At 70.0% G+C, this 14,681-nt stretch carries 11 protein-coding genes; 4 read left to right on the forward strand and 7 right to left on the reverse strand.

All coding sequences use genetic code 11. The features are described 5' to 3' along the window. The 4 genes from AAIB33_RS14980 to AAIB33_RS14995 all read left to right on the forward strand — a co-directional run bounded on the left by AAIB33_RS14980 (position 1) and on the right by AAIB33_RS14995 (position 5,745). On the forward strand, positions 1-2,133 hold the full coding sequence (locus tag AAIB33_RS14980) for a glycoside hydrolase family 3 N-terminal domain-containing protein (protein ID WP_345800760.1): 2,133 nt from the start codon (positions 1-3) through the stop codon (positions 2,131-2,133). Between the two features lie 145 nt (positions 2,134-2,278). After that, entirely contained in the window at positions 2,279-3,058 is a 780-nt protein-coding gene (locus AAIB33_RS14985; RefSeq protein ID WP_345800761.1) for a glucosamine-6-phosphate deaminase, read from the forward strand. Between the two features lie 27 nt (positions 3,059-3,085). Beyond that, positions 3,086-5,020, forward strand: a complete 1,935-nt coding sequence (gene nagE, locus AAIB33_RS14990; protein WP_345800762.1) for an N-acetylglucosamine-specific PTS transporter subunit IIBC — start codon at positions 3,086-3,088, stop codon at positions 5,018-5,020. Next, positions 5,017-5,745 (forward strand): copper homeostasis protein CutC, encoded by a 729-nt coding sequence (locus AAIB33_RS14995; protein ID WP_345800763.1) that lies wholly within the window; start codon positions 5,017-5,019, stop codon positions 5,743-5,745. The genes nagE and AAIB33_RS14995 overlap by 4 nt, the downstream gene beginning before the upstream one ends. A 24-nt stretch (positions 5,746-5,769) precedes the next feature. On the opposite strand, the gene AAIB33_RS15000 is transcribed toward AAIB33_RS14995, so the two are convergent. The 7 genes from AAIB33_RS15000 to AAIB33_RS15030 are packed head-to-tail and all read right to left on the reverse strand — an operon-like array spanning position 5,770 to position 14,457. Beyond that, a complete protein-coding gene (locus tag AAIB33_RS15000; RefSeq protein WP_345800764.1) occupies positions 5,770-7,236 on the reverse strand; it encodes a family 43 glycosylhydrolase in 1,467 nt (488 codons plus the stop codon). After that, positions 7,229-8,212, reverse strand: coding sequence for an NAD-dependent epimerase/dehydratase family protein (locus tag AAIB33_RS15005; RefSeq protein WP_345800765.1), 984 nt, complete (start codon positions 8,210-8,212; stop codon positions 7,229-7,231). Before AAIB33_RS15005 ends, AAIB33_RS15000 begins: the two co-directional genes overlap by 8 nt. Continuing rightward, on the reverse strand, positions 8,209-9,117 hold the full coding sequence (locus AAIB33_RS15010; RefSeq protein ID WP_345800766.1) for a nucleoside hydrolase: 909 nt from the start codon (positions 9,115-9,117) through the stop codon (positions 8,209-8,211). Before AAIB33_RS15010 ends, AAIB33_RS15005 begins: the two co-directional genes overlap by 4 nt. A 13-nt stretch (positions 9,118-9,130) precedes the next feature. After that, positions 9,131-10,753 (reverse strand): DUF5597 domain-containing protein, encoded by a 1,623-nt coding sequence (locus tag AAIB33_RS15015; RefSeq protein WP_345800767.1) that lies wholly within the window; start codon positions 10,751-10,753, stop codon positions 9,131-9,133. Next, complete coding sequence (locus tag AAIB33_RS15020) at positions 10,750-11,667, reverse strand: alpha/beta hydrolase (protein ID WP_345800768.1); 918 nt, start codon at positions 11,665-11,667, stop codon at positions 10,750-10,752. Before AAIB33_RS15020 ends, AAIB33_RS15015 begins: the two co-directional genes overlap by 4 nt. Further along, positions 11,660-13,138: a DUF6379 domain-containing protein gene (locus tag AAIB33_RS15025; protein ID WP_345800769.1), complete on the reverse strand. Its 1,479-nt coding sequence runs from the start codon at positions 13,136-13,138 to the stop codon at positions 11,660-11,662. Before AAIB33_RS15025 ends, AAIB33_RS15020 begins: the two co-directional genes overlap by 8 nt. A 14-nt stretch (positions 13,139-13,152) precedes the next feature. Continuing rightward, a complete protein-coding gene (locus AAIB33_RS15030; RefSeq protein WP_345800770.1) occupies positions 13,153-14,457 on the reverse strand; it encodes a DUF6379 domain-containing protein in 1,305 nt (434 codons plus the stop codon). Positions 14,458-14,681: the final 224 nt, after the last annotated feature.

A 14,681-nucleotide genomic window follows, 5' to 3' on the forward strand; every position in this document is an offset into this window, starting at 1 on the left:
ATGACGAGTGAACGAATCCAGCGGCTGATCGCCGAGATGACCCCGGCGGAGAAGCTCGGCCAGCTGCAGATCGTCTTCCGCCCGCGTCTCGAGGATGCAGCCCGGCTCGTGCGCGAGGGTCTCGGCTGCGTGTTCTGGCCGCCCTCGGCGGCGAAGACGAACGAGCTGCAGCGCGTCGCGGTCGAGGAGACCCGCCTCGGCATCCCGCTGCTCGTGGGCCTCGACGTCATCCACGGTCAGCGCACGATCGCCCCCGTGCCCCTCGCGCAGGCGGCGAGCTTCGACCCCGGGCTGGTCGAGGAGCTCGCCGCGCTGGCGGCGGCGGAAGCCCGCTCGGGCGGAGTCAACTGGACCTTCTCGCCCATGGTCGACATCTCGCGCGACCCCCGCTGGGGACGCGTCGTCGAGGGATTCGGCGAGGACGTGCACCTCACGTCGGTCATGGGGCGGGCGATGGTCCGGGGCTATCAGGGGGACGACCTGTCGGCTCCCACCGCGCTCGCCGCGACCGCGAAGCACTTCGTGGCGTACGGGCAGCCCGAGGGTGGGCGCGACTACAACAGCGTCGACATGTCGGAGCATCGCCTGCGAAACATCTATCTGGAGCCTTTCCGGGCCGTCGTCGCGGAGGGGGTCGCCTCGGTCATGGCGGCCTTCAACACCGTCGCGGGCGTTCCGATGCACGTGAACCGGCGTCTCCTGACCGATGTGCTGAAGACCGAGTGGGGCTTCCCGGGAATCGTCGTCGGGGATGCCGAGGGAGTGCGCAACCTGCTCGCGCATCGCGTTGCGGAGAGCGTGACGGATGCCGTCGCGCAGGCCTTCGCCGCCGGGCTCGACGTCGAGATGGGCGGGGCGCCGGGCGAGGTGGCCGAGGAGGTCCTCGCCGTCATCGATGCCACACGCCTCGACGACGCGGTGCGACGCATCCTGGAGCTGAAGGAGGCGCTCGGGCTCTTCGAGAGCCCCTACGTCATCGAGGCGGACGAGCGCACGGAACCGACGTCGGCGAGCCGTCGCCTCGTGCGCCGCGCCGCGGCGAGATCGTCGGTCCTGCTCAAGAACGACGGGACGCTCCCGCTCCGCGTCCCGCAGCGCGTGCTGCTGACCGGTCCGTACGCGGCATCGGCCGACCACCTCGGCGCCTGGACGCAGTTCTTCGCGGCCGGCGCAGGCAGCGTCGCGGACGCGGCGCGCGATCGTGGGCTCGACGTCACCGCCGTGCCGGGCGTCGGCTTCTTCGACGGCAGCGACGCGGACGTCGAGGCCGCCGCCTCCGCCGCCCGCGAGAGCGATGTGGCGATCATCCTCGTGGGAGAGCCGAGCGCGCTGTCGGGCGAGGCGGCCTCGCGCAGCGATCTGCGCCTCCCCGGCCGCCAGGAAGAGCTCATCCACGCGATCGCTCGAACGGGAACGCCCTGCGTCGTCGTCCTCGTGACCGGACGGCCCCTCGTCGTCGCCGACTGGATCGACGATGCACCGACGGTCGTCGTCGCGTGGCACGGCGGCACCGAGGCGGCCGCGGCGCTCGTCGACGTCCTCACCGGCGACGAGGATCCTGCCGGACGCCTGCCGATGTCGTGGCCGCGGTCGGTCGGCCAGCTGCCCATCGACTACGCGCACGAGAACACCGGACGCCCGGCCTCGACGGGCGGGACGCTGACGGCCGAGGTCGCGGACGTCGGGCTGCACGGCCCGGACAACCTGCAGGAGAAGTTCACCTCGAAGTACCTCGACCTCGAGCTCGGGCCGCAGTTCGCCTTCGGGCACGGCTCGGGCTACGCATCGTTCGAGCACGGGGCACCGGCCCTGTCGCGGTCTGAGCTGGGACCACACGACAGCGCGACGCTGTCGGTCGAGGTCACGAACACGTCGGACCGGGTCGGCGACGAGGTGGTCCAGGTCTTCGTCGAGGACCTCTTCGCGAGCGTCGCCCCGCCGGTCCGCCGGCTCGTCGCCTTCGAGCGCCGCACGATCGCCGCGGGGCAGACGTCGACGTTCTCGTGCGAGATCGGCCCCGAGCAGCTCGGCTTCTGGCTCGACGGACGCTTCACGGTCGAGCGGGGCGCCTTCGTGCTGCACGTCGGACCGACTCTGGAGCGGACACAGGCCGTCGACGTGCGGGTGCGCTGAGCGCCCGCCTGCGCGGAAGGGAGGAGTCGCCCCCCCGTCAGGGGGTGATCGCGGCCGTGTTCCGGAGGGGCATGGTGCAGCCACCCCGCTCGCCGCTATCGTGGGCACCGGTCGCGGCGACGATGCCGCAGAATCGGGGGCATCGATGGCTGAAGTGGTGGTCGTGGATTCTCCGGATGCGGCTGGCGCGCTGGTCGCCGACGAGCTGGCATCCCTCATCCGACGCCGGCCGGACGTCGTCCTGGGTCTCGCGACGGGCTCCACGCCCACCCCCGTCTACGCGGCGCTTCGCTCGCGGCTGGAAGGCGTCGATGTCTCCCAGGTCCGCGGATTCGCGCTCGACGAGTACGTCGGGCTCGACCCACGGCATCCGGAGACCTACCGCAACGTGATCACGCGTGAGGTGGTCGAGCCGCTCGGTCTCACCCCCGAGCTGATCCACACGCCCGACGGGTCGCCCGAGGGCATCGAGCACGCGGGCGAGGACTACGAAACGGCGATCCGCGCCGCGGGTGGCGTCGAGCTGCAGATCCTCGGCATCGGCACCGGCGGGCACATCGGCTTCAACGAGCCGGGCTCCTCGTTCGCATCGCTGACCCGCGTGAAGACCCTGACGGCCCAGACCAGGAGCGACAACGCGCGCTTCTTCGATTCCATCGACGACGTCCCGATGCACTGCATCACGCAGGGGCTCGGCACGATCCTCCGCGCCCGGCACCTCGTGCTGCTCGCCTTCGGCGAGGGGAAGGCCGACGCCGTCGCGGGCGCGGTCGAGGGGCCCATCACCTCGTCGCTTCCGGGCTCCGCGATCCAGCTGCATCCCCACGCGACCGTGGTGGTCGACGAGGCAGCGGCGTCGAAGCTGCGACACCTGGACTACTACCGCTACGCGTACGACAACAAGCCCGATTGGCAGGGCCTGTAAGGCCCACTCTTCACCGAGGAGGAGAGCATGAAGTTCCTTCAACGTCTCGGCAGGTCGATCATGCTGCCGGTGGCCGTGCTGCCGGTCGCGGCGATCCTGTCCGGCATCAGCTACTGGATCAGCGCCGGCGGCAAGAGTCCCAACGTGTTCTCGGCATTCCTCGGCGCCGCGGGCGGCGCGCTGCTGGACAACATGGCGCTGCTCTTCGCCGTGGGCATCGCACTCGGCATGGCGCGCAAGTCCGACGGCACATCGGCATTGGCCGGCCTCGTGTCCTGGCTCGTGATCACGACGCTGCTCAAGCCGGAGACCGTCGCGCTCTACACCGGCGTCGCGGACGTCAACGAGGTCGACCCCGCATTCCTCAAGGTGCAGAACGTCTTCGTCGGCATCATCTGCGGTCTGATCGGCGCGTACTGCTACAACCGCTTCAAGGACACGAAGCTGCCCGACGCCCTGTCGTTCTTCTCCGGCAAGCGCTCCGTCGCGATCGTCACGGCCGGCATCTCGCTCGTCGTCGCCATCGCGCTCTACTTCGTCTGGCCCTGGGTGTACGGCGGACTGGTCACCTTCGGTGAGTGGATCGTCACGCTCGGACCCTTCGGCACCGGCATCTACGGCTTCCTGAACCGGCTGCTGATCCCCGTCGGCCTGCACCACGCGCTCAACTCGGTGTTCTGGTTCGACGTCGCGGGAATCAACGACCTCAACAACTTCCTCTCCGGCACAGGCACCTACGGCGTCACCGGCCAGTACATGACCGGGTACTTCCCGATCATGATGTTCGGCCTTCCCGGCGCCGCTCTCGCGATGTTCCTCACTGCCAAGACGACGCGCAAGAAGCTCGCCTACGGCATCCTCTTCTCCGGCGCCGTCTCCTCGTTCTTCGTCGGCGTGACGGAGCCGCTGGAGTTCGCGTTCATGTTCCTGGCGCCCGTGCTCTACCTCGTGCACGCGGTGTTCACGGGCATCTCGATGGCGATCAGCCAGATACTCCCGGTCAGGATGGGCTTCGGGTTCTCGGGAGGCTTCGTCGATCTCGTCCTCAACTGGATGAACCCGATGGCCCAGAACCCCTGGCTCATCCCCGTCATGGGCGTCTTCTGGTTCTTCATCTACTTCGGCGTCTTCTACTTCTTCATCAAGCGCTTCAACCTCAAGACCCCCGGACGCGAGGACGACGACATCCTCGGGGAGGGAACCGAGTTCGACACCCACTCCAAGGACGACGCCTACAACCTGACCGCCGTGCGGTTCATCGACGCGCTGGGCGGCAAGGAGAACATCACCGACCTCGACAACTGCGCGACGCGGCTGCGCATGGAGATCGCCGATGTGGGGCAGGTCGACGAGACCGCGCTCAAGCGCGCGGGCGCCGCCGGCACGATGAAGACGGGCGGCCACTCCGTCCAGGTGGTCTACGGCCTGAACGTGCAGTTCGTGAAGGATGCGATGGAGCGCGTCATGTCGGGACAGGTGGAACTGCCCGCAGCGGAGCCGGAACCGGCGATCCAGGGCGCCGAGGGCGAGACGGCCACGGGAACCAAGACCCGGACGACGATCACGCTTCGCCAGCCGGTTCCGGGCAGGGTGGTGGAGTTGACCTCCGTGCCCGACCCGACCTTCGCGGAGGGGATCATGGGTCCCGGCGTCGCGATCGAACCCTCGGGCGGCACCGTCGTGGCGCCCGCTGACGGGACCATCGGCGCCACCTTCGACACGAGCCACGCCGTCGCGATGGTGCTCGAGGACGGAACCGAGCTGCTCATCCACGTGGGGATCGACACCGTCCAGATGAAGGGGGACGGATTCCGGACACTCGTCGAGAAGGGGGCCCGGGTGACCGAGGGAACGCCGCTGCTGGAGTTCGACCTCGAGAAGATCGCCGCCGCCGGCCACCCGGCGATCACGCCCGTGATCGTGCTCAACAACGAGGACGCGCAGATCGAATTCTCGGCGTGACCGTGCGCGGACGCGCCCTCGAGATCGCGGTTCAGGATGCCGCGGGTGCGCGTGCTGCCCTCGCCGCCGGGGCCGACCGGCTCGAGCTGTGCCAAGCACTCGAAACGGGAGGACTCACCCCCTCGCTCGGCATCCTCGAGTCGGTGCTCGCCGCGGTCGATCCGCTCGTCGTGAATGTCCTCGTGCGACCCCGCGGAGGCGGCTTCGTGTACACCGCCGAGGAGACGGCGGTCGTGGAGACCGACATCCGGGCGTGCGTCGAGCGCGGCGCCGGCGGGGTGGTCGTCGGCGCCCTGACCTCGCACGGCCTGCTCGATCGCGATGCCCTGCGTCGGTGGATCGAGGCCGCAGGCCCGGCCACCGTCGTGTTCCATCGCGCGATCGACGCGAGCGCCGATCCTCGGGCGGTGTTCGACGCGCTGATCGAGGAGGGAGCCCATCGCGTGCTCACCTCGGGCGGAGCCGCCCGCAGCATCGACGGCATCCCGCTCCTCTCGGAGTTCGCCGCCGCATCCGCCGGCCGGATCGAGGTGATGGCCGGCGGAGGGGTCGCCGTGGCGGACATCCCGGCGCTCTTCGACGCCGGGGTCTCCGCCGTCCACCTCTCCGCTCGTGAGCGGGCGGGTGCGGACGCTCCCTCCGGCCCCGGTGGAGGGGCGAGCGGGCATGACGTCACGAGCGCGGAGCTCGTCGCGGACGCCGCGCGCACGGTCGCGCGGGCCTGAAGCGGCGAGGATCCGCGGGGGCGGTCAGCCGAGCGGCCGGCAGCGGAAGTCGCGGAAGCGGAGCTCGCCCTCGCCTGCCGCGTAGAGCGCGGGGCGGAGACTCTGCAGGTCGCCCATCGTGTTGGCGTGATAGCCGGACGTCTCGTAGCGGATCGCGTGTCGCATCCACTCCCCGCCCGGCTCGCGGTACCAGCCCGTGACGATGTGCTCCTCGTTGCGGAGTCGCAACTGCAGCCGACGGACCGCCGGCGCGGGCTCGCGCCAGTGGGTGACATGACCGCCGGAGTAGCTCAGCATCCGTTCTCCGTCGATCCCCATTCCGCAGAAGAGGCGGTCGTTGAAGTAGAGCAGAATGCCGCCCTCCGCGGCGCCGCCGAGCAGCTCGACGTCGACCTCGACCTCGTACGAGTGCGCATCGACGATGACGGCGAGCGGCGAGGTGTCGGCGGGCGAGGAACCGCGCGCGGCGACGACGAGGCCGTCGTCGAGCCGAAGCCGTTCCGCCTCGCCCGGTGAGGGCGCGTGGAAGGCCCAGCGCTCACCGAGCAGGAGGGTCGAGAAATCGTCGTGGAACGGCTCCGCACTGCGCTGCGGCGACGCGCCGGCGGGAGCAGCGAGCTCGCCACCGATATCGGTCGCGCCGACCGGCCAGCCGTCGTCGGTCCAGGTCACCTCTTCGAGCAGTATCTGGCGCCCGAGGGTGCGATAGCCGTTCTCGTACCCGTGCGACAGCATCCACCATCCGTCACCGCCGGGCCCGCGCACGATCGTCGCGTGCCCGCGTGACCACCAGGCCTGAGCGGGGTCGGTCGTCCGCGCGATGGGGTTGTTCGGCGCGTTCTCCCACGGTCCGTGCACCGAGCGCGAACGCGCGACGATGACCATGTGGCCGGTCGGCGGCCCTGCCGTGCCGCCCACGGCGCTCACGAGGTAGAGCCAGTCGTCGTGCCAGAAGAGCTTCGGCCCTTCGAGGGCGTACGCCTCGGTGATCCAGTCGTCGGGGTAGCGCCAGCCGTCGTAGACCTTCTCGAGCTCGCCGACCGTGGCGAGCCCGTCGTCGGTCAGGCCGATGCGGCGGATGCCGTTGACGAACAGGTATCGCTTGCCGTCCTCGCCGACGACGTGGCCGGGATCGATCGCCCACCGGATTCCGAGGTCGATCGGCTCGGACCACGGCCCCTCCATCGAATCGGCATGGATCACGAAGATCGCCGGAGCCTCGAGCTCCGACCACGGCGCGGGGATGAACGGGATGTAGATGAAGAAGCGCCCATCGTGCTCCGCGATGTCGACGGCGAAGGTGCTGCCGATCGGCTCGGGGAGCGCGGCCGTCACGTACGTCCAGTTCACGAGGTCGGTCGAGCGGTACAGGAGGAGTCCGGGAGCCGTTTCGAACGAGGAGTACGTCATCCAGTACTCGTCGCCGACCTTGATGACGGCCGGGTCGGGGCGGTCACCGCCGAGCACGGGATTCACGAACGTGTCAGCCACCGAGAACACTCCCTGCTGCGGCTCGCTGAGCCGCGATGATGCGATCTTCCAGGTCGTCGGTCTCGACGCCCAGGCCGTGCGAGTCGATGTACTCGACCGTCTCGGCGAGCCCCTGCTCGACCGGCACGCGCGGGACGAACTCCGGGATGTCGCGCTGGATCTTCTCCGCGCTGAAGAGCATGTTGTGGGCGAAGACGTTCGTTGCGAACAGGAACCGCTGAGGATCGATCGCCTCGAGGACATCGGCGGGCACGCCGACCTGCTCGACGTCTCTTCCGACAGCGCGCATCTGCGCCGCGTGGAAGTCCTGCCATGTCGTGTGGACGGGGTGCACGAGGTGGTAGGTCTGCCCCACGGTGTGCTCTTTGCCGAGCGCTCCGACGAAGGCGAGCGCCGCATCGTCGACGTGAAGCAGGTGGTGCGTCGCGCCCCCGTCGCCGACTTTGATGATCGGCTTGCCCGCGCGGATGCGCGACACCCACGTGCTGTCGATGCCGATCTGGCGCAGGGCCCGCTTCGGGCCGTACGTGGTCGAGGGCCGCAGGATCGTGACGGGAAAGCCCGAGCCGTAGTGCGCCGCGAGGTAGACGCGCTCGGCCTCGGCCTTGCGCGCGGCATAGGGAACGGTGGGGCGGACGGGATGATCCTCTGTCACCGGCAGCCAGTCGAAGCGCTCGCCGAGCACCGTGACGGTCGACGTGTGGATGACGTGGCCGACGTCGCGGAATGCGCGGATGCTCGAGCGCACGTCGTCGGGCGTGAAGGCGATCATGTCGATCGCAGCGTCGAACCGGCCCGCCTGCACCGCCGACTCGAATCGCTCGGTGTCGTGCCGGTCGACGATGATCGTCTCGACCTCTTCGGGGACGGCCGTCGTGCCGCGGTTGACGCAGGTGACTTCGTGGCCGTGCTCGAGAAGAAGCCGCACGATGCTCGTCGAGATGTTGCCGGTCCCGCCGACGACGACGACCTTCACGAGCGGCCTCCCGCGAAGCGCAGCGCGAGGCGGGCGAAGAAGTCGCCGAACAGAAGGCGCGTGTCGATCGTGTCGAAGAGGGTCAGCGGGCGGGGGGACGGATGCTGCGCGTACATCCCGTCCGCGGAGATCCAGGGCGTGTCGACCACCCGGGCGGCGCTGGACTCCGTCGCGCCGGCGCTGATCAGGACGGGTGGGCTGTCGCCCATGGGCCAGATCGCACCGATCCTCGCGAACTCGGGCGGATCGTCGAAGCACGAGTAGAGCCACGCGCCGAACTCTCCAACGGCGTGCAGCCCGAGCTCGAGCTCGCCGATCGAGAGGAGGCACTGCCGGTACACGTGCTGCGGCACCTGGCTGATCGGGATGCGCGACTCGTTGAAGACGAACTGCGCCGCCGCGGCGTCGAGCATGAGGTTGTACTCCCACGCCCCGCCGGGGTACGCGCCGCCGCCGATCCAGACGACCTCGGCGCGATCGGCGAGCGACGGATCCTCCCGCAGCGCGGACGCGACGTTCGTGAGCGGGCCGCCGGCGGCGATGACGAGCGGCAGCGGATCGTCGCGCCGGGACTCCTCGAGGATGACCCGCGCGCCGTCGGTCGGGCCGTCCAGCTCGTCGAACCCCACCTGCACGTCGTCCGACACGGCGACGGCCCCCGTTACGCCGAGGCGGCGGATGAGCTCGTTCGCGGAATCCCGTGCGGGGCTGCCCTCGGGATACGGCATCCCCTCCATCGCGATCGACGTGCACGTGACGGCACGCACGGGCGCGGCGTCCATGAGGAAGTGATGCGCGAGAGCGAGCAGTCCGTCGGGGTCGCCCGCGTAGTCGTTGTCGACGATGACGCGCGCCCGCGGTGTCACGGGGATGCGGCGGTAACCGCCGGTCGGATCGGCACTCACGTTCACGGTCTCCTCACGACAGCCGCAGCAGGGTCACACGCGCGGCGCCGACGCGGTCGACGGGCACGACTTGCAGCCGCTCATCGCCGTTGAGCACGCGCCCGGGGACGATCCCGCCATCCTCGATCAGGAGCTCGGTGACCGAGTCGTATTCGACCTCGCCCGCGGCCGAGGCGAAGTCGAGCTTCACGCCCTGCCCGACGATGACACAGGTGTCGTCGTCCTCGGCGAAGACGAGGGCGAACGGTCTCCGCTCGCCCGGCGTCGGCACGGGCTCCCTCGGGAGCGTCTCGTCGGGGACGGGCAGCGCCTCCTCGGGCAGCTGCACGCCGACGTCGAGGAGGAAGTCCCGCACGATGTCGTTCAGGCCGCGAGCGCTCACCGTGAGGTCGCCGACCGACGCGTCGGTCACGGGGACGCCGGGTTCGACGACCACGGCGCCGATCCGCTCCGCACGCTGCGCGGCCGCGATCTCGTCCTCGAAGGCGATGAGGTAGGCGAGCGTCGCGGCCACCTGCCCCTCGGGGTTGGCGCCGTCGATCCCGAACGCGGACCAGCCGGCCGCGCGGTGCGTGCCGACGGCTCGGACCAGCTCTCCTGCCCGCAGGCGGCTCTCCGGCACGAAGAAGGGCTGGGCGCCCGTCGCGTAGTCGCGCATCGCGGCGGCGGCATCGTCGACGTAGATGTCGGGGCCGAGAAGGGCGAGCGACGGCGCAGCCGTCCGCCACACGTCGAGCACGCGGCTCGAGGGGCCGCCGCTCGGCCATTGACCGGGCTGATCCTGCCCGGGCTGCGGCCCGAGCCACGCGTTCGCGTACATCGGGATGGGCTTGACGTCCTGCCCGCGCTGCGCGAGCCGTTCGACGTAGGAGCCGATCGCCCACGCCATGAAGACCTCGTCGGCGTCCGCACCCCGGCCGAACACCTCGGCCCACGTTCCCGCGTCCCGGCGCCCGGCGCCGGTCCACAGCCGATGCATGAGCGACGCGTCACCGGCCGACCGGGCGGAGGCGATGAGCGCTGCGGGCACCGGCTCCGCCCACGCGGCCTCGGCGAGGGCGCTGCGGTCCCGGCTGTCGCGCAGCAGTCCCGATTCGTTCTCGACCTGGACGAGGGCGACGACGTCGGCCTCGTCGACCTCGGCGAGTCGCCGCACCAGCGCCTCGAACGCGGTGCCGTCGGCGTCGCGCAGGTCGGAACTGAAGACCGACAGGACGGGCGTCGGCGTGACACCCGAGTAGTGGAAGGCGCTCCCCTTCGTCGTCGGGTGCACGACGGCACGGGGGAACCGCTCGCGGTCCTCACGCACCCAGCGCGGAGCGTACGTCGAGGCGGCGTTCTTGAACGCGCCGAACCACAGCAGGACGAGGGCGAGGTCGAGCCGGCTCGCCTCGGCGACCATCGCATCGACAAGAGCGAAGTCGAACACCCCCTCCCGGGGCTCCAGGAGCGCCCAGCTGACCGGCGCGAGGACGGTGTTCGCGTTGACGCGTCGAGCGTGCGCGAACGACTCGCGGATCGCGGCGGGCGAGGAGCTCGAGGAGTTGTGCACCTGACCACCCACCAGCAGGCGCAGCCGGTCACCCTTGCGGAGGCGCAGATCCTCGCCGAACGTCCATCCGGTCGCCGCGCTCATGCCTCCCGGCCGATCCAGGCCGCGATCGCCTCGACCGTCGGCAGGGCCGTCGGATCGGCGGGCTCGTTGATGTGACCGTGGTCGGCGCCCTCTTCAAGCCGCACCTCGACGGCCACGCCGGCATCGGCGAGCTGCCGGGCGAAGGCCTCGCCGGAAGGCCGCAGCCCGTCGTACTCGCACACGAGCACGAACGTCGGGGGGAAGCCCTCGGCAGAGCCGAGCGCCGCGAACGCGTGCGGATCGGCGAGACCCTCCGCCGAGCCTGCGAAGTTCACGGCGAGCGCGCCGTGCGGCGAATCCGGATCGACCTGTGCCGAGGCATCCGGCCCGTTCGGGTGCACGACGGGGTAGACGAGCACGAGTCCGCCCGGCACCTCCTCCCCGGCATCCCGGAGCCGTGCCGTCGCCCCCGCGGCCAGGTTGCCGCCCGCACTCGCGCCGCCCAGCAGGACGCCTGACGCCGGCACCCCGAAGAGCTCGTCGGCGTGGCGCAGCGCATGGCGCCAGGCGGCGAGCACGTCGTCGGACGGCTCCGGGAAGTGCACGTCTCCGAGGCACTTGACGTAGTCGACGGCGAGCACCGGGATGCCGCGCGCCGCGAGCTCGAGCGCGACCCAGTTCGACTCGGGCATGTCGAGGTGCCCGCCGATGAAGGCGCCGCCGTGCACCCAGACGAGAGCACGGCCGGATGCTTCGGCCGACGCGTCGCGATAGACCCGCGCCGCGACGAGCCGGTCGCGGGGACCGTCGATGCGGAGATCGGTGGACTCGACGCCGGCGAGACGCGGGAACCGCGTCTTCAGAAATGCGCTGTCGATGTCGTCGCGCGGATCGGCGGGCTCCCCCTGCTCGCGGAAGAGGCGCAGCACGTCGGGGAGCGGCAGGGTGCGGAAGTCGACCTCCGTCTCAGGCATGCGCCGCGACCGCCCGCATCGACGCGCGGATGAGGTCGTGCTGCCTGCGGACGAGGAGGAGCGGGTCGACCTCGCCGAGTTCGGCGAAGGCGTGACCCTCCCACTCGCTCGACCAGTAGCCGCGGTAGCCGCCCTCGACGAACACGCGTACGAGCTCGGGGTAGTCGATCGCCGGCTCCTGGCCGTTCTCGTCGATGTCGTAGAACTTCGCGTGCACGTGCTTGATCTGCGGCATGATGTCGCCCCACTCGCGCGGGTCGACGTGGCCGTGCATGTTGAAGGCGAGGTGCGCGAAGGAGCCCAGCCGGCCGGGATCGAAGCCGCGGCTGTTCAGATAGGCGATGAACTCCTGCTGCCGGTCGCGCATCGAGGCATCCGTCGCCCAGATCTGCTGCAGACGGTCGATCGCCTCGTCGTCGAGCCCTGCGCGACGCACGGCGCGCAGGAGAGTCGGCGACATCGCGTGCATCGTCGAGGAGAAGTCGGCGACGAAGCCGAGGAGGGGCGAGTCGAGGTCGGCGTAGACGTCGCGCACTCTGAGGATCTCGGGCGAGTTCGGTCCCATCGGCGCGTGGATCTCGTACGCGAGCGTGAGGTCGAGGCTCTCGGCGATCGGCAGCAGGCGGCGGAGCAGTTCGGGCTTCGCGGACTGGATGCGCACGAGCGGGAAGCCGAGCTTCTTGGCGCCCTGGAACAGCAGCTCGCTGAACTCGAACTCCTCGTCGGGCGTCATGTCGCGATCGCGACGGCGCCCCATGTCGAGGTTGGCGCCGAACGAGCTCTCGTCGAAGCCGTGCCGGTCGAACGCTGCGCGCCACTGCGCGACGAACTCGTCGGAGACGACGGGATAGGTCGGCAGCACCTGCGATGCGACGATCTCGATGCCCGGGCCGATGCCGAGCTCGGCGACCCGGTCGAGCAGGCCGTCGAAGTCGTACCAGCCGGCGCGGAACTCGGCGCTCGCGGAGTACAGCGTGAGGCCGAGCTTGAAAGGGTCCTCGTCGGCAGCGGCGGGTGGAGGAGCGACATCCGTCACGGTCGCGAGGGGCGCGGCATCCCGATCCGTGACCGTGAGCGTGAGGGCCTGGCGCACGATGTTCGGCACGTACATGCCGGGACCGCCGTCCTGCCCCGGCGCGATCTGCATGTACGGCAGGCGCAGCTCGCCGAAGATCTCGACCCGATGCTCCTCGCCGAGGGCGATGGGCTGGTCGAGTCGCGCGATGAGGAGCGGATGCCGCTGCAGGAACCACAGCGTCTCGCTCTGGTCGGGCAGCTCGGCGACGGAGTACCGGTGACCGTCGAGCTCGAAGGCGAGCTTCTCGGCTGGGATCTCGACGCCGTCGACGGTGAGCCGGATGGTCGACACCGACGAGAGCCACAGGCTCCGGTACCAGGGGATCGTGAGCGTGAGCGCGAGGCCGTCCGGGTGGACGCGCAGGCTGTCTTCGGCGATGAGTCCGTTGGGCATGGGAATCTGCTCTCTCAGTCGAGGTGGGACGCGATCTCGCGCATGATGGAGTGCTGACGACGGACCTGCTCGAGGGAGCGCCACGGCTCGCGGACCCCCTCGTACTCGCTGGAGAGGTAGCCGGTGTACCCGGCGTCCTTGAGGACCTGGAGCACCGGTCGCCAGGGGATCTGCTGGTCTTCGCGGTGCTCGTCGATGTCGTGGAACTTCGCCTGCACGAACACGACGTACTCGCCGATCGCGGCGAGGTCGGCGGGGTCGACCCCCAGCCCGTCGAGGAACGCGGGGCGCGTCTCGCGGGTCTCGCCGGGGCGGAGCGGGATCGGCCGGTCCTGGAAGATCCCCGTGTCGATGAGCAGTCCGAAGTGCTGCGTGCCGGTGCGCTGGATGAGGTCGATGTAGTCGTCGACGACCGGGTGCTTGATCGGCGTCGGCGAGTGGATCTCGGGCGCGATGACGACGTCGAGCTCGGCGGCCAGGTCGAGGCTGCGCTCGACCGACTCGGTCCAGATCGGGTGCGGCACGAGGTCGCTCGTCACGACGCCGATCTTCGGGCGCACGAACCGGAAGCCGAGCTGCTTCGCGAGGCGGAGGTCGCGCTGCAGCGCCGCGGCGCCCTCGTCGGCCGCCATGTCGCGGCCGTTGGCGCCGCTCGAGTGCAGGCGCGTGTCGATCCACGACCCCATGTTCGTGGGCTCGAGGCCGTAGACGTCGAGGAGGCGGAACCACTCGTCGATCCACGCACTCGACGGGTTCGGGTAGCCCGGCACGTGTCCCTCGCCGAGGATCTCGATGCCCGTCGCGCCGAGGTCCGCGATCGCGGCCATCGCCGTGTCGAGCCCGAGGACGGTGTTGAAGTCGTCCGTATAGCTGTAGAGGCTCACGCCGTAGCGGAAGGGGCCGCCGTCGTTCTCCGACGTGAGGGTGACCCAGCGCGACGAGCGCGTGCGACTCGGCTGGTGCTCGATGGGGATGTACGAGGCGCGCAGGAGCACCTCGACCGACACCTCGTGGGTGCCCTCCGGCAGGCCGCCGGGGAAGGGGACGGTGACGACCGCCGCCTCCTCGAGGGGCCAGCGCACGTCGTCCGAATCCCAGAGCTGCTGCAGCGTGTACGTCGTGCCCGCGAAGGTCCAGAGCGGCACGTCGTGGGCGACATCAACGAGATCGCCCACGCGTACGGAGATGCCGTCGATGAGCGAGGCGTACAGCCCCCGGTAGTTCGGGATGCGCACCCGCAGCTGGAAGCCGGTGACCTCACCGCCGTCGAGCACGTTCCGGAATCCCGTCGACTGGATGAGATCTCTTTCGAGAAGCATCGATGCTCCCTTTCGTCGAGGCGCGGCATGTCCGTGCCCCTCGCTGGTCTGACTCCACGCTAACAGGATTAGTCAGTTTCGTGCATAAGTGAGACGGATGCACGCATTATGATGACGCATGTCGCGGCATCCCGAGCGCTATTCCTCAGGACGATGCCACCTGTCGGTTCTATAGATTGCGTTGATACACTCGGCACAGGCTTCCGTACCCGAAGGATCACATC

The organism is Microbacterium sp. AZCO, from assembly GCF_039614715.1.
In the GTDB taxonomy this organism is placed as follows: Bacteria; Actinomycetota; Actinomycetes; order Actinomycetales; family Microbacteriaceae; genus Microbacterium.